The organism is Erythrobacter sp. JB1-15 (genome assembly GCF_057365035.1).
On record NZ_CP200295.1, the window covers coordinates 2,052,843 to 2,072,027 of the forward strand.

At 58.6% G+C, this 19,185-nt stretch carries 20 protein-coding genes and 1 pseudogene; 11 read left to right on the plus strand and 10 right to left on the minus strand.

What is annotated here, in order from left to right; genetic code table 11:
• Nucleotides 1-30: 30 nt before the first annotated feature.
• The 4 genes from AC0V6L_RS09845 to AC0V6L_RS09860 all read right to left on the minus strand — a co-directional run bounded on the left by AC0V6L_RS09845 (nucleotide 31) and on the right by AC0V6L_RS09860 (nucleotide 5,495).
• On the minus strand, nucleotides 31-768 hold the full coding sequence (locus AC0V6L_RS09845; protein WP_486154083.1) for a 7-carboxy-7-deazaguanine synthase QueE: 738 nt from the start codon (nucleotides 766-768) through the stop codon (nucleotides 31-33).
• Between the two features lie 249 nt (nucleotides 769-1,017).
• Complete coding sequence (locus AC0V6L_RS09850) at nucleotides 1,018-1,833, minus strand: M90 family metallopeptidase (RefSeq protein WP_486154084.1); 816 nt, start codon at nucleotides 1,831-1,833, stop codon at nucleotides 1,018-1,020.
• A 55-nt stretch (nucleotides 1,834-1,888) separates the two neighbouring features.
• Nucleotides 1,889-2,758 carry a hypothetical protein gene (locus AC0V6L_RS09855; RefSeq protein ID WP_486154085.1) on the minus strand — a complete coding sequence of 290 codons (870 nt, stop codon included), beginning with the start codon at nucleotides 2,756-2,758 and terminating at the stop codon, nucleotides 1,889-1,891.
• A gap of 4 nt (nucleotides 2,759-2,762) precedes the next feature.
• Complete coding sequence (locus tag AC0V6L_RS09860; protein ID WP_486154086.1) at nucleotides 2,763-5,495, minus strand: valine--tRNA ligase; 2,733 nt, start codon at nucleotides 5,493-5,495, stop codon at nucleotides 2,763-2,765.
• Nucleotides 5,496-5,751: 256 nt separating this feature from the next.
• Here AC0V6L_RS09860 and AC0V6L_RS09865 point away from each other — a divergent pair, with 256 nt between their 5' ends.
• The 4 genes from AC0V6L_RS09865 (at nucleotide 5,752) to AC0V6L_RS09880 (ending at nucleotide 9,340) form a co-directional block, all read left to right on the plus strand.
• Nucleotides 5,752-6,864, plus strand: coding sequence for an MlaE family ABC transporter permease (locus tag AC0V6L_RS09865; protein ID WP_486150318.1), 1,113 nt, complete (start codon nucleotides 5,752-5,754; stop codon nucleotides 6,862-6,864).
• Between the two features lie 3 nt (nucleotides 6,865-6,867).
• On the plus strand, nucleotides 6,868-7,689 hold the full coding sequence (locus AC0V6L_RS09870; protein ID WP_486150320.1) for an ABC transporter ATP-binding protein: 822 nt from the start codon (nucleotides 6,868-6,870) through the stop codon (nucleotides 7,687-7,689).
• Between the two features lie 65 nt (nucleotides 7,690-7,754).
• Complete coding sequence (locus AC0V6L_RS09875; protein ID WP_486154087.1) at nucleotides 7,755-8,714, plus strand: MlaD family protein; 960 nt, start codon at nucleotides 7,755-7,757, stop codon at nucleotides 8,712-8,714.
• Nucleotides 8,715-8,833: 119 nt separating this feature from the next.
• Entirely contained in the window at nucleotides 8,834-9,340 is a 507-nt protein-coding gene (locus AC0V6L_RS09880) for an ABC-type transport auxiliary lipoprotein family protein (RefSeq protein WP_486154088.1), read from the plus strand.
• Nucleotides 9,341-9,366: 26 nt separating this feature from the next.
• On the opposite strand, the gene AC0V6L_RS09885 is transcribed toward AC0V6L_RS09880, so the two are convergent.
• Genes AC0V6L_RS09885 through crcB form a run of 5 tightly spaced genes read right to left on the minus strand, consistent with a single transcriptional unit; the run spans nucleotide 9,367 to nucleotide 12,554 of the window.
• Complete coding sequence (locus tag AC0V6L_RS09885) at nucleotides 9,367-10,062, minus strand: ATP12 family chaperone protein (RefSeq protein WP_486154089.1); 696 nt, start codon at nucleotides 10,060-10,062, stop codon at nucleotides 9,367-9,369.
• Nucleotides 10,059-10,310, minus strand: a complete 252-nt coding sequence (locus AC0V6L_RS09890) for a hypothetical protein (RefSeq protein ID WP_486154090.1) — start codon at nucleotides 10,308-10,310, stop codon at nucleotides 10,059-10,061. Before AC0V6L_RS09890 ends, AC0V6L_RS09885 begins: the two co-directional genes overlap by 4 nt.
• A complete protein-coding gene (locus AC0V6L_RS09895) occupies nucleotides 10,307-10,969 on the minus strand; it encodes an HAD-IA family hydrolase (RefSeq protein WP_486154091.1) in 663 nt (220 codons plus the stop codon). Before AC0V6L_RS09895 ends, AC0V6L_RS09890 begins: the two co-directional genes overlap by 4 nt.
• A complete protein-coding gene (locus AC0V6L_RS09900; RefSeq protein ID WP_486154092.1) occupies nucleotides 10,966-12,150 on the minus strand; it encodes an RluA family pseudouridine synthase in 1,185 nt (394 codons plus the stop codon). Before AC0V6L_RS09900 ends, AC0V6L_RS09895 begins: the two co-directional genes overlap by 4 nt.
• Nucleotides 12,147-12,554 (minus strand): fluoride efflux transporter CrcB, encoded by a 408-nt coding sequence (gene crcB, locus AC0V6L_RS09905; RefSeq protein WP_486154093.1) that lies wholly within the window; start codon nucleotides 12,552-12,554, stop codon nucleotides 12,147-12,149. Before crcB ends, AC0V6L_RS09900 begins: the two co-directional genes overlap by 4 nt.
• A 227-nt stretch (nucleotides 12,555-12,781) precedes the next feature.
• Here crcB and rpsU point away from each other — a divergent pair, with 227 nt between their 5' ends.
• From rpsU to gatB, 7 genes and pseudogenes are all read left to right on the plus strand, one after another.
• Entirely contained in the window at nucleotides 12,782-12,988 is a 207-nt protein-coding gene (gene rpsU, locus AC0V6L_RS09910) for a 30S ribosomal protein S21 (protein ID WP_006834591.1), read from the plus strand.
• Nucleotides 12,989-13,119: 131 nt separating this feature from the next.
• A pseudogene (locus AC0V6L_RS09915) lies at nucleotides 13,120-13,521 on the plus strand (FKBP-type peptidyl-prolyl cis-trans isomerase); the annotation flags it as partial.
• A gap of 303 nt (nucleotides 13,522-13,824) precedes the next feature.
• Nucleotides 13,825-14,127 (plus strand): Asp-tRNA(Asn)/Glu-tRNA(Gln) amidotransferase subunit GatC, encoded by a 303-nt coding sequence (gene gatC / locus AC0V6L_RS09920; protein WP_486155101.1) that lies wholly within the window; start codon nucleotides 13,825-13,827, stop codon nucleotides 14,125-14,127.
• A gap of 106 nt (nucleotides 14,128-14,233) precedes the next feature.
• Complete coding sequence (gatA, locus tag AC0V6L_RS09925) at nucleotides 14,234-15,730, plus strand: Asp-tRNA(Asn)/Glu-tRNA(Gln) amidotransferase subunit GatA (RefSeq protein ID WP_486154094.1); 1,497 nt, start codon at nucleotides 14,234-14,236, stop codon at nucleotides 15,728-15,730.
• A 345-nt stretch (nucleotides 15,731-16,075) separates the two neighbouring features.
• Nucleotides 16,076-16,231, plus strand: a complete 156-nt coding sequence (locus AC0V6L_RS09930; RefSeq protein ID WP_486154095.1) for a hypothetical protein — start codon at nucleotides 16,076-16,078, stop codon at nucleotides 16,229-16,231.
• Between the two features lie 25 nt (nucleotides 16,232-16,256).
• Nucleotides 16,257-16,643 (plus strand): hypothetical protein, encoded by a 387-nt coding sequence (locus tag AC0V6L_RS09935; protein WP_486154096.1) that lies wholly within the window; start codon nucleotides 16,257-16,259, stop codon nucleotides 16,641-16,643.
• The gene (gene gatB / locus AC0V6L_RS09940; protein ID WP_486154097.1) at nucleotides 16,636-18,147 is read left to right on the plus strand and encodes an Asp-tRNA(Asn)/Glu-tRNA(Gln) amidotransferase subunit GatB; all 1,512 of its coding nucleotides are present in this window, start codon (nucleotides 16,636-16,638) and stop codon (nucleotides 18,145-18,147) included. The genes AC0V6L_RS09935 and gatB overlap by 8 nt, the downstream gene beginning before the upstream one ends.
• A gap of 24 nt (nucleotides 18,148-18,171) precedes the next feature.
• Here gatB and AC0V6L_RS09945 read toward each other — a convergent pair whose 3' ends face one another.
• On the minus strand, nucleotides 18,172-19,143 hold the full coding sequence (locus AC0V6L_RS09945; RefSeq protein WP_486154098.1) for a hypothetical protein: 972 nt from the start codon (nucleotides 19,141-19,143) through the stop codon (nucleotides 18,172-18,174).
• Nucleotides 19,144-19,185 lie beyond the last annotated feature (42 nt).

Consider the following 19,185-nt stretch of genomic DNA (forward strand, 5'->3'; position numbering starts at 1 on the left):
CCGTCTTCGCGGGGGCTCGCATTCTTGGTATTATGTTCCACGGCTGTCCCCATAGAGGTGGATGTGCAGCCTGTCCGACATGCGCAGGCCGTGTTCCAGACAGATCGGGCTGAGCCATTGCTGCTTTGCCCGCAACGCTTCGCTATCCGTCCCTTCCGCCATCAGGAACAGGCGGTCTGCCACTATGCCATATCGGTGTTTGAGCGCGAGCACTTCGTCCAGATCTGACGGTTCGCTTATCACGAATTTGAAGAAGGCTCGCGGATCGACCGCATAGGCATCCAGCCGCTCCTCAATGAGGGCGAGGTCTGCCGGATTGCCCGAATGCGCCAGCTTGGGGCTCACATTGTACTGATCGACCCGGATATCGACATGGCTGCTCGCTTTGGTGGTGCCGTTGGTCTCAACCTCCACCTCAATATCCGGCAAGATCGCGAGCATATCGGCCAGCGGCCCGCATTGCAGCAGTGGCTCCCCGCCTGTGATGACAAGGCGTTTCTGACCCAAAGCCGCCACTTTCGCTGCTGCCTTGGCGGGGGAGAGCGCGACCTGATTGGCTTTGCGGTCATAGACCACATCGTCGCGGTGCTCTCGATTGTCGCCGTCAAACCGCCAAGTGTAAGCGGTGTCGCACCATGTGCACGCGAGATTGCAGCGCGACAGCCGGATGAAGGCAACCGGCACGCCTGCACTCGGTCCCTCGCCTTGCAGCGATGCGAACACCTCAGCGCGCCCCGTGTCATCGGTTGCAAGCACCAGATCAGCCATTGGCCATCCCCCCAATCGCGCCCACTCGGTTCGTCGCTGGTGAGCCACATATGGACCGCATGTTACACGGTCTTGGCGTAAAAATCAGATCGATCACAGAGGTCGCTTTCGATCGAGTAAGGCGATCAATGCGGAGGCAAAGGGTCTTTTGAAATGGCATGTCCTACCAGTGCCACGTTTGGTGCAAGTAGGAAACTCGGGTCCGCAGTGCAAAGTGAATGCGGTGAAGGGCCGCTCAATTCCACCCGCTCAATTCCAGTGTGCCGGATCAAGCGCCAAGAGCTCGGCCAATTGCGCGTACAATGCCGGTTCTTCGCGCTTTAGCGCCTGCGGTTTCTCAAAAAAGGTGACAATAGTCTCTGCGAAAAACTCTTCATGGTTCGTGGCGCCGTAATAATCGATCAATGTGGGAATCCCGCTTTCAACGCGCCGCACATGAGTGCTGAAAGCGTCCAACATGGCCTTTTCCCAGCCAGCATAGGCCTGCCCCTTGCGCAATACAGGGATGCCGTTGGTCTGGCCGCTCAGGCTGTCCAATTGGTGCGCAAATTCATGGATGACCAGATTGTGCCCGTCTTGCGGGTCCAAACCGCCATGCAACGCATGATCCCACGACAGGATGACAGGCCCGCGCGCCCAGCTTTCGCCCAATGTTGCGGCTTGCCTTTGATGGATGACGAAGCCGTCATGATCGGGCCTGTGTGTGAGGAAAGTCGAAGGGTAAATCAGCACGTTTCTAAGTGTGTCATACCAGGCGTCACTGTTGACGATCAAAATGCATGCCTGCGCTGCGATGGAAAGCCGCATTGCCTCATCTACAATCAGACCGTTTTGCCCTCTGAAGGTAACCTGATCGAGGAACAGGTTGATCTTGCCCTCGTGTGCTGCGCGCAGGTCGCGAGGGAGGAGTGTGACCAGTGGCACAAGCCGTTCGACGATATGGCGTTGCTCGGGAGTGAGCGGGGTCGCTAACAGCCGGGCGCGACGCTTACGTTTCGCAAACTGGCGATAGACGAAGAACGCGGTGATGAGCAGCGGGACCAAAAGGATTAGCCAAGGCGACATGAGGTTAAGGTAATGCTGCTTCAGAATGTTTTGAAGGTCACTAGCCTAGCTATCGCTAGTCAACCCAAGCTTCGGAAAGTCCGCCGTCCGGGGTCCAACTGATGGAAGGGCGATATCCGTCAACATGAAACTCTGTTTCTAGATGGATCTCGATGTCTGGGGAGTTGGCGACACATATGATCCCCACCTTAAATTGTGCTGCCCATTCATCGCCTGGTTGCGGTGTTTGGCCCTTGGGCAACCACGCATCACACCATTCGTCATATAGTTGTTCACGAATGATCACCTTAATCTGATTTGCCAGTTCGCCCTGCATTGCGACCAGCTTGGCAGCCCTGTCGGCTTGCTCTTGGAGCATACTAAATTCCGAGGTTGGACCGCTGCCATATCCGATTCCGACCTTGATAGGGTAACCGTCCCATTGAGCGTGGCCATAATACTCCCAAGGTAGTTTTTCATGGGCTCTAAACTCGCCAAGCGCTGGGTGGGAAAAAGGCCGCGGGTTCGTAATCGCGTGCGCTTTTCTCTCTAGCTCTTCATCAGTTTCGGTTGCTGCCTGAAGAGTGCGTGCCTCCAGAAGAGACATGGTGGACAAATGCAAAGGCATCTTGTCAGCACTTGCCCTTACCATCGTTCCGGTCGGGAACTGAGCCTCGAAAGCCGCGCGTGCATCCTCGTCTGGGTCTATAGGCACGCTTAGGACAAGATCGCCGGTCTCAATTGGTCCGCCATTGAGGCGCCACGCCACAAGCGGGGTGGTGCCAACGCCGTGATCGCTTTTCTTATTGGCGTGTGCACCGGAGCCTTCGCGAGAATAGGCTCCCGCCGCGCTGACAACGCCGATCACCTCACAGGTGACCTCATTGGGCTGGTCATCTGTCGTGGATTTGGCGCGTCCTAAAAGTGAATTTAGCCAGCGCTTCACATCCTTATCCCAACCGCTCAAGCGCTGCCGTCAGCCGCTCTACCTCGCCCGAATGGTGCGCGTAATCCTCGCGCGCTTTCTCTACCGCTTCGGGTTTGGCGCGTTCGACGAAATTGGCATTGGCAAGGCGGCCCTCGATGGATTTGGCTTCCTTCTCGCTGGCTGCCAGCGCTTTTTCGAGCCGCGCTTTTTCCGCGCCCACATCTATGATGCCTTCCAAGGGGATGACGAACGCATCGTTCATGGCAGTCACTTGCATCGCGGCCCCATCGGGCGCTTCGCCTACGCTCACAGGCGTGAGCCGCGCGAGCCGTTCAATCGCCGCGCTGGATCGTTCGATTGTGCTGGTTGCAAGGTCTGATGGCGATGGCACGAAAGCGGGCAGTTTGGCGCCCGGCGGGATGCCAAGTTCGTTCTTGGCGCTGCGCACATTGGTGGTGAGGTCGATCACCCAGTCAATCGCATCGGTGGCCGATCTGGACACCTCAGCGCGCGGATTGGGCCAGCTTGCAACGATCAGATCGTATGTGCGTGTCCCTTGTGCGTGCCACAGCTCTTCTGTGATGAAGGGCATGAACGGGTGCAGCATGACTAGGATCTGGTCGAGTGCCCACCCGGCGACTTCGCGGGTTTCCTTGGCGGGCATGGCGTCAGGGTCTGCGCCTTCTGCAAACACGGGCTTGATCAGCTCCAGATACCAGTCGCAAAACTTGGACCATGTGAACTGGTAAATCGCGTTGGCCGCCGCATCAAAGCGCAAGTCTTCCATCGCACCTTCGATCTCAGCGCACACGGCCTGCACTTCGCCGATGATCCATTGGTTGGCCGCAAGACGCGCTTTCGGAGCCTTGATCGTGGCGGATTTGCCGATGCCGTTCGACTGGCAGAAGCGCGTTGCATTCCAGAGCTTTGTCGCGAAATTGCGGTATCCTTCGACGCGGCGTTCGTCCATTTTGATGTCGCGGCCCTGGCTTTCCATCGCCGCCATAAAGAACCGCAATGCGTCCGCGCCATATTGATCAATCAGGCCAAGCGGATCGACGACATTGCCCTTGGATTTCGACATCTTCGCGCCGTCAGCCGCGCGCACAAGGCCGTGCAGATACAGCTTGGGCCAGGGCGCCTCACCCATATTGTACTGCCCCATCATCATCATGCGCGCATCCCAGAAAAACAGGATGTCAAAGCCCGAGATAAGCAGGTTGTTGGGGAAGTGTTTTTTCAGCAGCGGTTGATTGTTCTCTGGCCAGCCGAGCGTAGCGAAAGGCCACAGAGCGGATGAGAACCATGTGTCTAGGACGTCATTATCACGTGTCAGTGCAACGCCTGCTCCTGCCTTTCCTTGCGCTTCTTCTTCGCTCTCTGCGACAAACACATTGCCGTCTGCGTCAAACCAAGCCGGTATCCGGTGCCCCCACCACAATTGGCGTGACACGCACCAAGGCTGGATGTTCTCCATCCAGTTGAAGAAGGTCTTCTCCCAAGATTTGGGCACAATTTCGATCGTGCCATCGCGGACATCTTGGATCGGTTTCGCGGCCAGTTTTTCCGCATCGACATACCATTGATCGGTCAGCCACGGCTCAATCACCACGCCGCCGCGATCACCGAAAGGCGTTGCGATTTGGCGCGGCTCGGCGTCGGAGATGACCTCCTCGCCTTTCTTGTTTTTGGAGACGTGCGGGATCAGGAACCCGTCTGCCTTCAGCCGCTCAACCACAGCCTCGCGCGCGCCGTCCACTTTGTCGCGGCGGAAGCGGTGGAGGCCGATAAACTCTTGCGGTACCAAGCCATCGGCGGTCTGGCAGACATTGCCCTCACCATCGAGCATGTTGAGCATTTCGCCAGCCTGCATTCCGGCGCGCCTGCCCACTTCGAAATCGTTGAAATCATGCCCCGGCGTGATCTTCACCGCGCCCGAACCCAGCTCTGGATCGGCGTGTTCGTCAGCCACTATGGGAATGCGGCGGCCCGTGATGGGCAGCACCACATGCTTGCCCACAACGCTGGAATAGCGCTCATCCGTGGGATGCACCGCGACAGCCATATCTGCCAGCATCGTCTCAGGCCGCGTGGTCGCAACCTCGATGTAATCGCGGCCATCGGCAAGCGTTACGCCGTCAGCGAGAGGGTACTTGAAATGCCAAAAACTGCCCGGAATGGTCTGCTGCTCAACTTCCAGATCCGAAATCGCCGTTTTCAGTTTCGGATCCCAGTTCACCAGCCGCTTGTCGCGGTAAATCAGGCCGTCATTGTAGAGGTCCACGAAGGTCTTGAGCACCGCTTTGGTAAAGTGCTCGTCCATGGTGAACTGCTCTCGCGACCAGTCCATCGAACAGCCCAAACGGCGCAGCTGCGTCGTGATTGTGCCGCCGCTTTCCGCTTTCCATTCCCACACTTTATCGACGAAATCTTCGCGGCTGTAATTGGTGCGCTTGTCCTGACGCTGCTCCATCTGGCGTTCGACCACCATCTGCGTGGCAATCCCGGCGTGATCGGTGCCGACCACCCACAGGGCATCCTTGCCCCGCATGCGTTCATAGCGGATCACAATATCCTGCAATGTGTTGTCGAGCGCGTGGCCGATATGCAGGCTTCCGGTTACATTGGGCGGCGGGTTCACAATGGTGAAGGGCTGCGCATTGGGGCGTTCAGGGCGAAAACCCCCGGTTTCCTCCCAATGGGCATACCAGCGCGCTTCTATGTCGGCAGGATTGAAAGTGGTGGGTAGTGTCATCTTTATTGGGCTCGCTAACGCTCGCGGGCCGGGCCACCCGCTCCCTCCACCCTTCCACCCGGATCATACTCCGGTGTGAAAATCCGGGTGGAAGGGTGGAGGGAGCGGGTGGCCCGGCATCCGATCAGGCCGGATAGCCTGACCGCACGCAATTCGACTCCCCCATGCCTCGCCCAGGGGAATGAAGCAACATCTCAACATTCTAAGGGGCGCTTTCTCTTGAGAATGTGCGCGATTAATCGCATAGCTGCCGGCGATGGACGCGACCGCGCATTTTGACATCACCGATGATGGGGCAGGGGCAGCGCAGCTTGGCATGCACGGCGCTTTGCTGGTGTCCAGCGTGGGCGAGCTTGAGGGTGAGCTGAACCGGATCGATCAACCGATCAGCACCATCGACCTTGGCAATGTCCACGAAATTGACACGGTTGGCGCGTGGCTGACATGCCGGCTTGCTGCGCTGCATCAGGCGCAAATCACCGGCGCCAGCCCGCAGGCACAGCGGCTGCTCGACGCGGTAGAGGGCGCATCGAGCAATGCCGATATTCGCCCCGAGCGTGTGCCCGTGTGGGAACGCGTGCCGCTGTCGCTGGGCGAAAAGCTGTATGCGGCCCGGTCCGGCTTTCTGGGTGTTATTGGATTTCTCGGTGCGATTGTTGCCGGGTTTGGCGCGCTGATCGCACGCCCTTCACGCTTTCCTTTGCGGCCACTGGTGCGCCAGATGGAGCTGGTGGGGGTCGCGGCGCTGCCCATTATCGGCCTGATGAGCTTTTTGATCGGCATCGTCATCGCGCAGCAAGGCGCGGTGCAATTGTCGCAATTTGGCGCAGAAACGCTGACGGTGAACCTCGTTGGCCGCATAACCTTGCGCGAACTGGGCGTTTTGATGACCGCGATCATGGTCGCGGGCCGTTCGGGCAGCGCCTTTGCTGCGCAGATCGGCACCATGCGCCTGACCGAAGAAGTGGATGCGATGCGCACTATTGGCATTTCGCCGATTGAACGGCTGGTGATCCCGCGCATTCTCGCTTGCACCTTGATGATGGTGCTGCTGGGCTTTTATGCCTCTATCGTCGGCATTTTGGGCGGGGCGGTGATTGGCCAGTTTGCGCTTGGCATTCCGTTTTTCACTTTTCTTGAACGGATACAGGAAGTTGTCCCTGCGCACGATGTGTGGGTTGGCCTTATCAAAGCGCCCGTTTTCGGCCTCATCGTGGGGCTGGCGGGCTGTTATCACGGCATGCAGGTCAAAGGGAATTCGGAAGAAGTGGGCAGGCGAACCACCTATGCGGTTGTCTCGGCCATCTTTGCCGTCATTGTGCTCGATGCCTTTTTCGCGGTGTTCTTCACCGAGATCGGATGGGGTTGAGCCATGCATGATGATCCCGCCAACGCGCATGAACGTTTCTGTGATGAGCCGCCGATTGTCGTCGAAGGGCTGGTCAATCGCTTTGGCGATTTTGCCGTTCACGAAGGGCTTGATCTGGAGGTGCGCCGGGGCGAAATTCTGGGCGTTGTCGGCGGATCGGGCACGGGCAAATCGGTGCTGATGCGCTCTATCATCGGGCTGCAACGACCAACCGAGGGGCGGATTGATGTGTTTGGCCGCACCATCACGGCGGTTGATCTTGATAAGAAAATCGGTGTGCGGCGGCGCTGGGGCGTTCTGTTTCAGGGCGGCGCGCTGTTTTCAACGCTGACCGTGGGCGAAAATGTCGAAGTGCCTTTGCGCCAGTTTTATCCCGAGATAAGCGACACATTGCGGCGCGAGATTGCGCGCTACAAAGTGCTGTTATCCGGCCTTCCCGAAGAAGCGATTGCCAAATATCCATCCGAATTGTCAGGCGGGATGAAGAAACGCGCTGGCCTTGCGCGCGCGCTGGCGCTGGATCCGGAATTGCTGTTTCTGGATGAACCAACCGCCGGGCTGGACCCGATTGGCGCTGCCGCATTTGACCGGCAAACGCGTGAATTGAAAGAAACGCTGGGTTTAACCGTGTTTCTCATCACGCATGACCTTGATACTTTGTATGAAATTTGTGACCGGGTGGCGGTGCTGGCGGACAAACGTGTGATCGCAGTGGGCACCATTCCTGAATTGATTGCCACGCGCCATCCCTGGATTGAGGATTACTTCAACGGTCCGCGCGGGCGCGCTGCGTTGGCGACGCATGATCGCGGGGAAGATGCGTGATAGATGGCGGCTTACACCAAGCAGGCCATGGACAGACGCGGGTTACCGCGTTCATAGGAGGCTAGATGGAAACGCGGGCAAATCACCTTTGGGTTGGCGTTGTGACGCTGGTTCTGCTGGCGGCGCTGGCGGCGTTTATCGTGTGGATTGCGCGGCTGGGGCAGGGCGATCAACGCGAATATGATATCCTGTTTGCGCAAAGCGTTTCAGGGCTTGCCAATGGCTCGCAAGTGGCTTTTGCCGGGGTTCCCGTGGGCCAAGTGGCGGAAATAGCCTTGTCGCAGGACAATCCTGAATTTGTCCGCGTGCGGGTGAAGGTTAAAAATGATGTGCCCATTCTGGTGGGCACCACCGCCACGATTCAGGCGAGCTTTACTGGCGTATCGACCATTTTGCTCGATGGCGCGCGCAAGGATGCGCCCGCAATTTCATGCGAGACAACCGCGTGCCCCGAAGGCCGCCCGTTAATCCCTGCCGGACGCGGCGGATTTGGTGAGATTGTCGCAAACGCGCCTTTGCTGCTCGAACGGCTGGCGACTTTGACCGAACAATTGAATGTCATCCTTGGTCCTGAAAATCAGGAAGAGCTGGCGGGAATTTTGAAGAATTCCAATACCTTGACAAAGGAACTTGCAGAGGCTGCCCCGCGATTGGAAGGCACTTTTGCCGAACTTGAAATTGCTTTGAAGGAATCGGGCGAAGCGCTTGATGCTTTTGAGAAAGTCACGCTCACAACCGATAAATTGCTCAACGAAGAAGGATCAGCCCTGTCCGCAGAACTGCGCGGTACGCTCGCTTCGGCCAATCAGGCTGCTGCATCGCTTGCGGCGACTTTGGAAGACACGCGGCCAGCCGCGCGCGCATTGCGAGAGACAACTTTGCCAGCGGCAGAGGCGACCTTGCAGGATTTGCGCACGACATCGCGCAGTTTGCGAACGATCACCGAACGGCTTGAAAGCCAAGGCATCGGCTCGCTGGTTGGCGGCCAGACATTGCCTGATTACGACCCGGAAGAGGACCGCTAGATGATGGATGCTTGGAAGGGTGCGCGTACAGGCGCTGCAGGTTTGATAGCGCTTATGTTGGCTGGCTGTGTCAGCGTCGGCGTGGGGGCAGCGCAGAACCGCCCACCAGCCTTTTGACATTGCGTGCTGATGATACTGCTCCCATCGGTGTGGCTGCACGCGCTGGCGGGGAAGCCAATATCGGATCGCTGGCTGTGCTGGTGCCCGAAACGCCTGCAAAATTGGACGTACTGCGCGTGCCGGTTGCAGTGTCGGACACCGAAATCGCTTATCTACAAGGCGCAACCTGGGTGGAGCGGCCTGCGCGGTTGTTCCGGCGGTTGCTGGGCGAAACTTTGCGCGCGAAAACCGGCGCGCTGGTGCTCGATACCGATGACACGCCGCTTTTGGCGGGCCGCATTGTGCGCGGGACTTTGCGCGAAATGGGCTATGATGCGCAGAGCTCTACGGTGATCGTGCAGTTTGATGCAGTGATCTCAAAACCCGATGGCGAAGTGGTTGCGCAAAGGTTTGAAGCGCGCGAGGAGAATATCCTGCCAGAGCCGGGAGCGGTGGGCGATGCGCTGAACCGCACGGCCAATACGGTCGCGGGCGATGTGGCAGAGTGGATTGCGGCCACGCCCTAAAGCGCGTCTGAAAACAGCAAAGCGTTTCAGCCTTTCGAGGCCTCGACAAAATCATGCGCGGTTAAAAAATCGCGTGCGCGTTTTTCGCGGCGTTCTTCCGCTTCCTCATCGCGGCCCCACAGATCCGCCTGCCATTCTTCTTCAAGGCTTGCCGCTTGCCACAGATCGCCTGGGTCTAAAGCGCCATCAGCCGCGCTCAGCGCGCAGATCAAGGATGCACAAAGGCTCGCCATCGCCTCAATCCCGGCAAGCGCAAATGGGGTCTGCCCCTCCAAACGCCCACGCAGATGCGTCAAAGCGGCATCGCTCTGCGGTTTGTGCAAAACCCCGCTGATCCGGGTGAGAGTGATCTGCTCGCGTTTCTCGAACGCGGAGACAATCGGCTCCCACAGCTCCATCTGGCGGCTGTAAAGCGCTTCATCCGGGTCCGCGCGGTAAAGCAGCGTGTCGGTGTCGCCATAGCTGGCGGTTTTGGCGGCGATATCGGGGATGGCATGCGTGACCACGTCAATCGCGTAATCGGCCATATCGCGCATTGGAAAGGTGGCAGGGTCCAGTTTTTCGCCCTGGCTTTCCCATTCGCTCGCCAGTTTGCCCGCAAGCCTGCGAGTCGGCACGATCTGCGCGCTGCCTTTGACGGTTTTGATCCCGCGCCCGTCAAGCTGCACCTGCCAGCCGCTCTCAACCTCGGCGACATCCACGTTTGTGTAAAACCGTTTCATGGTCTGCGCAGCGCATCCGCTGCCTTAAACCGCCGGGCCAAAAGCGGCGGGCCAAAGAAAAACCCGGCAACGCCTGCCAAGGCGAGAATAACGGACAGCGCATAGGGCAGCGGGATCGCGTCTTGCGCCCCGGCAATACCCGCCATGACTGCGATAAGCGAACCAAGCCGCAGCGCGTTCATCAACGCAAATCGCTGGCCCGCACGCTTTTCATCGGCGGCCCGGGTGGCAGGATCAGGCGCGCTCACGCTTTGGCCCCCAGCAGCATCTCGCCCAATTCGCTTATATCGCGTGCAATCTGTCCCGCGCCAAATTCGCTCAATTCAGCAGGCGCGTGATAGCCCCATGCGACCCCGATGGCAGGCACATTGGCAGCGCGCGCGGCTTCCATATCGAAACTGGTGTCGCCAATCATCACCGCTTGGCCCGGCTGCGCGCCGGCTTCGAACAAAGCCGCTTCGATCATGGCGGGATGGGGTTTGGAAGGGTGACGATCTGCGGTTTGCAGCGACGTAAACAGATCGGCGATGCCGTGGGTGGCAAGGCACGCGGCAAGGCCCCGATCCGATTTGCCGGTCGCCACCGCAAGGTTCCATCCGGCGGATTTTAAAGCATGGAGCAGGTCTGCAATGCCATCATAAAGCGGCTCATCAAGGAGCCCTTCTTCGCGGCGGGCGCGGAAGATCGTTTTGAAATGGGTGACAACATCGCGCAGTTTTTGATCATCTGCGCCCGGTGCAAGTTCGCGCACCGCGACAGGCAGGCTCAGCCCCACCAAACGGCGCACGGCATTGGCGTCGGGCGCGGGCAGGCCAGCTTTGCCAAATGCCGCATCCATGGAAAAGCACACATCCGCCTGCCCATCCACCAGCGTCCCATCGCAATCAAAAATGGCAAGGCGGGTCATTTGCCGCGACCCTTGGGCTTGGCTTTCGCTTTGGCTTTCTTCCTCGCTGACCCGGCGGACGTCGCGCGGGTGCGGCGTTCGCCTCGGCGGTCTTTGCGATATTGCTTGGCGTATTGGCGTGCGGCCTGTTTCTTTTGCGCAGGGGTGCGTTCAGGCGCTTCATCGCGCACGGGTGAGGCATCGCTGTCAGCAGGATCAAAGCCCAAAGCCTCCATCGAGGCGGCGAAATGTTCGGGCAGGTCTGCGGTGACATCCAGCTTGCCGCCGCCCGTTTCGCTTCCGGTTTTGCGTTCGGGTGTCCCAATAATCAGGCGGCGCGCATGCAAGTGCATTTTGCGGCTGATCGCGCCTGTCAGGAAGGCATCCGGGCCGCCATATTTCCCATCGCCCACAATCGGATGGCCAATAGCGGCCATATGCACGCGCAATTGGTGCGTGCGCCCGGTCAGCGGTTCAAGCTCAACCCAGCTCGCGCGGTCAGAGGCGCGGTCCACAATCCGGTAACGGGTCTTGGCCGGTGCGCCGTCTTCTTCATCGACATGCATTTTTTCGCCGCCCGTGCCCGGCTGTTTGGCCAGCGGAGCATCGATTGTGCCTTCCTTTACCTCAGGCCGCCCCACGACCAGCGCCCAATACACTTTGCGCGCGCTGCGTCCGGCAAAGCGTTTGGAATAGCTCGCCGCGCTGCCGGGGGTTTTGGCAATCAGCAGCACGCCCGATGTGTCTTTGTCCAAACGGTGGACGAGGCGGGGGCGGGGTGTGTCTTCGTCTTCGACAAAAGCATCGAGCAGCCCGTCGACATGCCGGGTTTGTTTGCTGCCGCCTTGGGTGGCAAGGCCGGGGGGCTTGTTCAGCACAATTGCGGATGGCGTTTCGCGGATCACCATGGCGCGCGCCTGCGCGATATCGTCAGCGGAAAGCTCGCGCGGTTTGCGCGGGGCCTTGCCGCCGGGCTTGGCTTCTCCGCCGGGGGGCACGCGCAGAACCTGTCCTGCGGCAAGGCGATCTTCGGGCTTTGCGCGTTTGCCATCGAGGCGCACCTGACCCGTGCGCGCCCAGCGCGATATGGTGGCAAAACCGATCTGCGGCAGATTGCGTTTGAACCAGCGATCAAGCCTTATGCCCTCATCATCGCCGGAAACGGTGAACTGGCGCACTTTGCCGGATTGTTTATCAGTCATGGAGCTTCTCCCATAAGGGCAAAGCCCAGCATCAAGGCCGCGATGCCGCCAAGCACCGATACCGCTATGTAAGCCGCTGCGGGTCCAAAGGCTCCGCGTTGCAGCAAAACCACAATTTCGAGGCTGAAGGCGCTAAAAGTGGTGAACCCGCCCAGCAGCCCCACGCCCACAGCAAGGCGCACATTTTCAGCGCTCTCGCCAAAGCGCGCGAGCCAGCCAATCAGCACTCCCATTGCCAGACTGCCCAGCACATTGATGCACAGAATTGCCCAGGGAAAGCCGGCCTCCGGCCCCGTCCAGCGGGCAATAGCGCCGCCCAGAAGATAGCGCGCAACTGCGCCTGCAGCGCCGCCCATGGCGACATAGGCCGATGCGATAAGTGGAGATTGGATAGCGACGCTCATCCTTGCGCCTTTAGCGAGGCGCACTCGCCCTGCCTAGAGCAAGGAATACAGCGCGCGCGGCAATTGATTGGCGCTGCTCCTTGCCAAATCGCCCCAAGTCCCTTAATGGGGCACCATTCGAAGCGCGACCCTGCGGGGATTCGCGGCTTTTTTAGCGTCAATCTCATGCGTGATGCCTCGCAATTTGGGGCCTCTTTCGCTTTTGAAAAGTAAGGTAGTGTCCGTTTATGCAAATCATGGTTCGCGATAACAATGTCGATCAAGCCCTGCGCGCTCTGAAGAAGAAACTTCAGCGTGAAGGCGTCTATCGCGAGATGAAATTGCGTCGTCACTATGAAAAGCCCAGCGAAAAGCGCGCTCGTGAAAAAGCTGCTGCCGTGCGCCGCGCACGCAAGCTTGAGCGTAAGCGGATGGAGCGCGACGGCATCAAATAATGCCTCGGTTTGGGCGGGAATCCGCTTGAACGCTCCTTTAGGATAAGCCATTAGGGCGCGGTATCATTCCGCGCCCTTTTGTTATGGCGCATCACCCCTCACCAGGCATCACCCCTCACCAGGATTGTATAATGGCAGAAGTTACCCGCGTTCCGATCCAGCCCATTGCCAGCGGATCGCTCACCAAATTGTGGCTTGGCGTGCTTCTGGCGGTGCTGATCGGCGGTGCAGTCGCTTGGGCAGCGGTTCCCAAGACGCTTAAAGTGGAAACGTTGGTTGAGGGTGAGGGCGACCTGATCGAAGAAGGCGATCTGGCCTTTGTGAAATACACCGGCACTTTGGCCGATACGGGCGAAGAATTTGACAAATGGAAGCCTGAACAATTGCCGATCCCCGGCATTTTCCCCGAAGGCACCGCGTTCGAAGTTCGCGAAGGCGCAGTGGTGGATGGCTTTTTCGAAGGTCTTCTGCAGATGCAAAAGGGCGGCAAATACAAGCTCTTCATCCCCGCCAGCATGGCCTATGGCGCATCGCCCCCTCCGGGAAGCGACATCCCTGCCAATGCCGATCTGATTTTCGATGTTGAAGTGGTTGATTTCTTCAATGAAGAACAATTGCAAAGCCGCATCAGCATCATGCAGCAGGCCATTCAGGCGCAGAACCCCGAAGGTTTGGGCGGCCCCGGAGGCCCACAAGGTGGCCCACAAGGCGGCCCGCAAGGTGGTCCCCCCGCAAGGTGCGCCGCAGGGGCCGCCGCCTGCTGGCCCTGCTGTGCGTTCACCGGGTCCGTAAACCGGCCTTATTTATACCGTAACTTCCTATCGAAAGGCGCAATTGTGTCGGTAGACAAGAAAGACGTCGCCAAAATCGCCAAGCTCGCGCGGATCACTATGGATGATGCCGAGCTTGAACGGATGGTGCCGGAATTGAACAATATTCTCAATTGGGTCGAACAATTGGGCGAAGTTGACGTGAGCGAGGTTGAGCCGATGGCGGCCGTGATCGCTGACAAGCTGACTTTGCGCGATGATGTGGTGGACGCTGATCCGAAAACCGGCGGCGGGCGGCGCGACGATGTGCTCGCCAATGCGCCTGCGGCTGAACACGGATTTTACGGCGTGCCCAAGGTGATTGAGTGATTTTCTTTCCACACAATGCGAGCCCCCGCAAAGACGGGTGCCTCCATCAATATAGTGCGGAGCGAGCGGACAGAGGTCCCCGCCTGCGCGGGGACTCACAAACGGTATGACTGACCTAACTGAACTCGGCGTAAAAGATATCCGCGATGGCGTCGCCTCTGGCGATTTCACCGCGCGCGAGGTTGCTGAAAGCTTCAATGCGGCGGTCGAGGCGGCCAGCGCTTTGAACGCCTTCATCGTCGCCACCCCGGATCACGCGCTTGCCAGCGCGGATGCGGTCGATGCCAAACGCGCCAAAGGCGAGGCATTGGGCGCAATGGGCGGCGTGCCGATTGGTATGAAAGACCTGTTCGCGACCCACGGCGTGCAGACAACGGCGGCCAGCCACATCCTCGAAGGCTTCACCCCGCACTACGAAAGCACCGTTTCGCAAAATCTGTGGGATGCGGGCGCGGGGATGCTGGGCAAGCTGAACCTGGACCAGTTCGCCATGGGTTCCTCGAACGAAACGAGCTATTTTGGCAATGTGAAATCCCCGTGGCGCAAGGAGGGTTCGAATGCGGCGATGTCGCCCGGCGGATCATCGGGCGGTTCATCCAGCGCGGTTTCTGCGCGCATTGCACCTGCGGCTACGGGCACGGATACAGGCGGTTCGATCCGTCAGCCCGCTGCCTTTGCCGGGATTTGCGGGATCAAGCCGACTTACGGGCGTTGTTCGCGCTGGGGTGTGGTGGCGTTTGCCTCCTCGCTCGATCAGGCAGGGCCGATGGCGCGTTCGGTGGAGGATTGCGCGATTATGCTGGGCGCAATGGCCGGGCACGATCCCAAGGATGCGACCTCGCTTGATATCGCGGTGCCCGATTGGGAAGCTGCCTTGTCAGCGGACCTGAATGGCAAACGCATTGGCATTCCCAAAGAATACCGGATGGACGGCACCGATGCCGCCATTCTGGAAAGCTGGGAACAGGGCAAGGCGATGCTGAAAGATGCGGGCGCTGAGATTGTCGATATCTCGCTGCCGCACACCAAATACGCGCTGCCCGCTTACTATATCATCGCGCCAGCCGAGGCGTCATCAAACCTCGCGCGCTATGACGGGGTGCGTTATGGCCTGCGCGAGATGCCGAGCCAAAAAGACAATGAACGCGCCGGCCTGCAAGACATGTACGCCGCAACGCGCGCTGCAGGTTTTGGCGATGAGGTAAAACGCCGCATTTTGATCGGCACCTATGTGCTGTCGGCTGGCTTTTACGATGCGTATTACACGCAGGCGCAAAAGGTGCGGGCGCTGGTTGCGCGCGATTTTGACCGGGCATGGGAGCAGTGCGATCTGATCCTCGCCCCGACAACGCCCACCGCGTCGTTTCCTTTGGGTAGCCTTAATGATGATCCGCTGACGATGTATCTGAACGATGTGTTTGCGGTGCCTGCGTCGCTGGCGGGACTGCCTGCGATGAGCGTGCCTGCTGGCGTGAACCCTGATGGTTTGCCGTTGGGCTTGCAACTGGTGGGCAAGGCTTTTGATGAGCAGGGTGTGCTGGATGCTGGCTTGGCGATCCAGCAGCGCGCGGGGTTTGAAGCGGCGCCGGAGAAGTGGTGGTAGTGTGGCACCAAACCTCGCCGTGATGCTCTTGTCTGCTTCTGCTGTGCTCGTCGCTTGTTCACACGCTCACGAACGTCCAGTTCTTGGGTTTGACGTATCAAGGGCCGATGACCGGAAAATGCATGAGATTTGTGGCTTCAAGGCTAGGTCTCGAATTTTTGCCTTACCCGAGTTGAGGGACAAGCATTTTGAGATACTCGACTATGGCCCATTGTCTGCGAGTGATTCTGGATACGTCTGTGTTCAAGGCTCGATCGTCTATATTGGCTGTGATACTGCGACAGAAACCATCTGCGTGGATGCCGTGTCGGACTATGGTATTGAGGTCGTGAGCGACGTGAAGAAATGACCGGAGAGATCATCTACGCGACCATATTCATGGTGTGCTTCGTCCTTTTGGCGGGGTTTGCGATGTATCTTTCCAAGACAATTGACGCTGGCGAAGCGCGCTTTGACAGCGAGACAGGTGAGCCAATTTCCAAAGACGAGCGGGACACATGAGCGGTCGCTACAAAAGGAAGCCACAGTGACAACTTTTGAGTTGGCTGCGTTAGGATTAATTGTCTTTGGAATGGCTTTGCCGTTTTGGATAATGACCGGCCTGACTATCGTGGTGCTCTACCAACAGCAGAAGTTCACAAAGCCTCCAAAGCGTCAAATTCTTGTCCACGATTACGCCGAACTCATGAAGGCCTTCAACGACCTTCTGTTTAAGTCGGAAGAGGACGGCAAGTTCAACGGGCCTACGATGATGGTATATCTTCGAGAACTGAAGGAATACCCGCAGTATCGGGATACCTCGCTGCTTTTTTTGGAAGAAATCTCGATAACTGGGGCAAATAAGTTCGACGACTTGTGCAAGACTGAATTGAAATCAATCGAAGACCATTTGTTGGGATTAGAAAATGACTGAATACCGCATCCAAGGACAAACCGGTGAATGGGAGGTCGTGATCGGCCTTGAAGTGCATGCGCAGATCACCACCCGGTCAAAATTGTTCTCCGGCGCGTCCACCACTTTTGGCGCAGAGCCCAACAGCCAGGTTTCTCTGGTCGATGCGGCCATGCCCGGAATGCTGCCCGTGCCCAACCGCGAATGCATCCGTCAGGCCGTGCGCACCGGTATGGCGATTGAGGCTGAGATCAACGCGTGGTCGCGTTTTGACCGCAAGAACTACTTCTATGCCGATTTGCCGCAAGGCTATCAGATCAGCCAGCTTTACCACCCGATTGTGGGCGAAGGGCAATTGCTGATTGAGGCGGATGAAAAGCACGGCATCCCCGAAGACAAAGTGATCGGGATTGAGCGTATCCATGTGGAGCAAGATGCGGGCAAGCTGATGCACGATCAGCATCCCACCATGTCCTATGTTGACCTCAACCGCTCGGGCGTTGCCTTGATGGAAATCGTCTCCCGCCCCGATATGACATCGCCAGCCGAAGCGGGCGCTTATGTGCGCAAATTGCGATCTATCCTGCGCTATGTCGGCAGCTGCGATGGCAATATGGAGGAAGGCTCCATGCGCGCAGATGTGAACGTCTCTGTGCGCAAGGTGGGTGACAGCGAGCTTGGCACGCGCACCGAAACCAAGAACGTGAACTCGGTCCGCTTCGTTATGGCGGTGATCGAATATGAGGCCGCGCGCCAGGTCGATCTGATTGAAAGCGGCGGCAGCGTTGATCAGGAAACGCGCCTGTTCGATGTCGCGACCGGCACCACGCGCACCATGCGGTCCAAGGAAGACGCGCATGATTATCGCTATTTTCCCGATCCTGATCTGTTACCGCTCGTGCTGGAGGATGACTTTCTGGCCGAATGCCGCGCCAGCCTTCCCGAACTGCCCGATGCCAAACGGGTGCGGTATGAAACCGAGCTGGGTCTAACGCCTTACAATGCGCGCGAATTGACTGCCGAAGTGGAAACCTTTGCGCGGTTTGAAACGCTGCTGGGAACGGTGGCGGCTGCAATGGGCAAACCGGAAACCAAAGTTGCAACGCAGGTTGCCAATTGGGCGCTTTCGGTGGCTCCCGGTGTGATTAAATCGGCGCGAGAAAATTTTCCGGAAGAAACCGACCCCGCGCGCGCCACGGCAGAGCGTCAGGCAGCGATCCTCGCGATGCAGGACAAAGGCGAAATCAGCGGCAAGCAGGCCAAGGAAATCTTTGAACTGGTTCTAAGAACAGGCCGCGAACCCGATGAAATCGCTGACACAGAGGGGCTGAAACAGGTTTCAGACACGGGCGCGATTGAGGCGGCGATTGACAATATCCTGGCCAGCAATGCCGACAAGGTTGAGCAATATAAAGGCGGCAAGGATAAGCTGTTCGGCTTTTTCGTTGGTCAGACCATGAAAGCGATGCAAGGCAAAGCGAATCCCGGCGTGGTCAACCAGCTGCTTAAGGACAAGCTGGGCTAACCCCGCCCTTTGCCCCGCATGCGATCAATTGCGGATCGTCTGCACCGCGACAAAGGCGCGCAGGCGCTGATCGCCGTCGCGCGCATGGAAGACAGCGCCCTTGTCATCGCGCAGCAATTGCGGCCCGTGAAAGCCGGCTGCCGTGGCAGTCACATCGCTTTTCTTGTCGGTCGCCGCAGCGTATTGCGCGCCCGTTAGCGACAGGATCGACGGCAGCACTTCGCCTGCACGCTCAAACGCCATTTCAATCGCGGTGCGAGCCAAAGCGCCATCATTGGCCGCCCAGATCGCCACGTTGTCTTCCTCTACAAAACTGGGGCGGCGAAGCTTTACGATGCTGAGCAATTGCTGCTTGTATATCCGCGCAGCCGTGCCGGGTTTGCGGATGGTGACATCGACAATGACCTGCACATTGGTGAAATCTGCGGACAATTGATACCGCCAGCTGAGCACCGCAATTTCGCTTGCCTGCGGATGGGCGGCGGCAAATTGCGTTTCGAGCCGCTCGCGTTCCTTACCCCAAGTGAGCGCGCCAACCGTGTCATTCGCCTCTTCATCGAATGACCCCATGGCGAATGTCATGCTGACCGTGCTGTCGCCATCAATCGCGGCGGGATCGCCCGATGTGAGCGCCATGGATGTGCCCGACAGAACCTGCGTCGGCGGCTCAGCGAACCAGATCACCTCGGCCAGCGCCTGATTGGTGGCAGACAAAGCAAGCGGGCCAGCATCAAAACTGGCCAGCGCGCTGCGCAGAGGCTTTGCAAATCGGTGTGCTTTCACCGCTGCGTTCTGGGCGAGCGTTTCGGGTGTGCGGTCAGTTAGAGCGCCCAGCAGGCCGCCTTCGCCTACAAGGATACGGCCCAGCTCAATACTGGTCGCAAGCTCCTCTTGCGCCAGGATCACCGCTGCGGGCCGTGCAGGTTCAACCGTGCGGTCACTTTCAGCGATGAAATATTCAGCCTGCGCCGCCGCAGGCCGGGCGATGGCAGGCATAATATAACTGGCAGCAACCCCGCTGGCCGCAAACGCGCAGAT

Excerpts from the sequence above, each read along its gene's own strand:
- AC0V6L_RS09850 (WP_486154084.1), bottom strand. The coding sequence starts at position 1,833 with ATGTCGCCTTGGCTAATCCTTTTGGTCCCGCTGCTCATCACCGCGTTC.
- AC0V6L_RS09860 (WP_486154086.1), bottom strand. The coding sequence starts at position 5,495 with ATGACACTACCCACCACTTTCAATCCTGCCGACATAGAAGCGCGCTGG.
- AC0V6L_RS09895 (WP_486154091.1), bottom strand. The coding sequence starts at position 10,969 with ATGACCCGCCTTGCCATTTTTGATTGCGATGGGACGCTGGTGGATGGG.
- AC0V6L_RS09870 (WP_486150320.1), top strand. The coding sequence starts at position 6,868 with ATGCATGATGATCCCGCCAACGCGCATGAACGTTTCTGTGATGAGCCG.
- AC0V6L_RS09900 (WP_486154092.1), bottom strand. The coding sequence starts at position 12,150 with ATGACTGATAAACAATCCGGCAAAGTGCGCCAGTTCACCGTTTCCGGC.
- rpsU (WP_006834591.1), top strand. The coding sequence starts at position 12,782 with ATGCAAATCATGGTTCGCGATAACAATGTCGATCAAGCCCTGCGCGCT.
- AC0V6L_RS09875 (WP_486154087.1), top strand. The coding sequence starts at position 7,755 with ATGGAAACGCGGGCAAATCACCTTTGGGTTGGCGTTGTGACGCTGGTT.
- gatB (WP_486154097.1), top strand. The coding sequence starts at position 16,636 with ATGACTGAATACCGCATCCAAGGACAAACCGGTGAATGGGAGGTCGTG.
- AC0V6L_RS09930 (WP_486154095.1), top strand. The coding sequence starts at position 16,076 with ATGACCGGAGAGATCATCTACGCGACCATATTCATGGTGTGCTTCGTC.
- AC0V6L_RS09945 (WP_486154098.1), bottom strand. The coding sequence starts at position 19,143 with ATGCCTGCCATCGCCCGGCCTGCGGCGGCGCAGGCTGAATATTTCATC.
- AC0V6L_RS09885 (WP_486154089.1), bottom strand. The coding sequence starts at position 10,062 with ATGAAACGGTTTTACACAAACGTGGATGTCGCCGAGGTTGAGAGCGGC.
- crcB (WP_486154093.1), bottom strand. The coding sequence starts at position 12,554 with ATGAGCGTCGCTATCCAATCTCCACTTATCGCATCGGCCTATGTCGCC.
- AC0V6L_RS09845 (WP_486154083.1), bottom strand. The coding sequence starts at position 768 with ATGGCTGATCTGGTGCTTGCAACCGATGACACGGGGCGCGCTGAGGTG.
- AC0V6L_RS09865 (WP_486150318.1), top strand. The coding sequence starts at position 5,752 with ATGGACGCGACCGCGCATTTTGACATCACCGATGATGGGGCAGGGGCA.
- gatA (WP_486154094.1), top strand. The coding sequence starts at position 14,234 with ATGACTGACCTAACTGAACTCGGCGTAAAAGATATCCGCGATGGCGTC.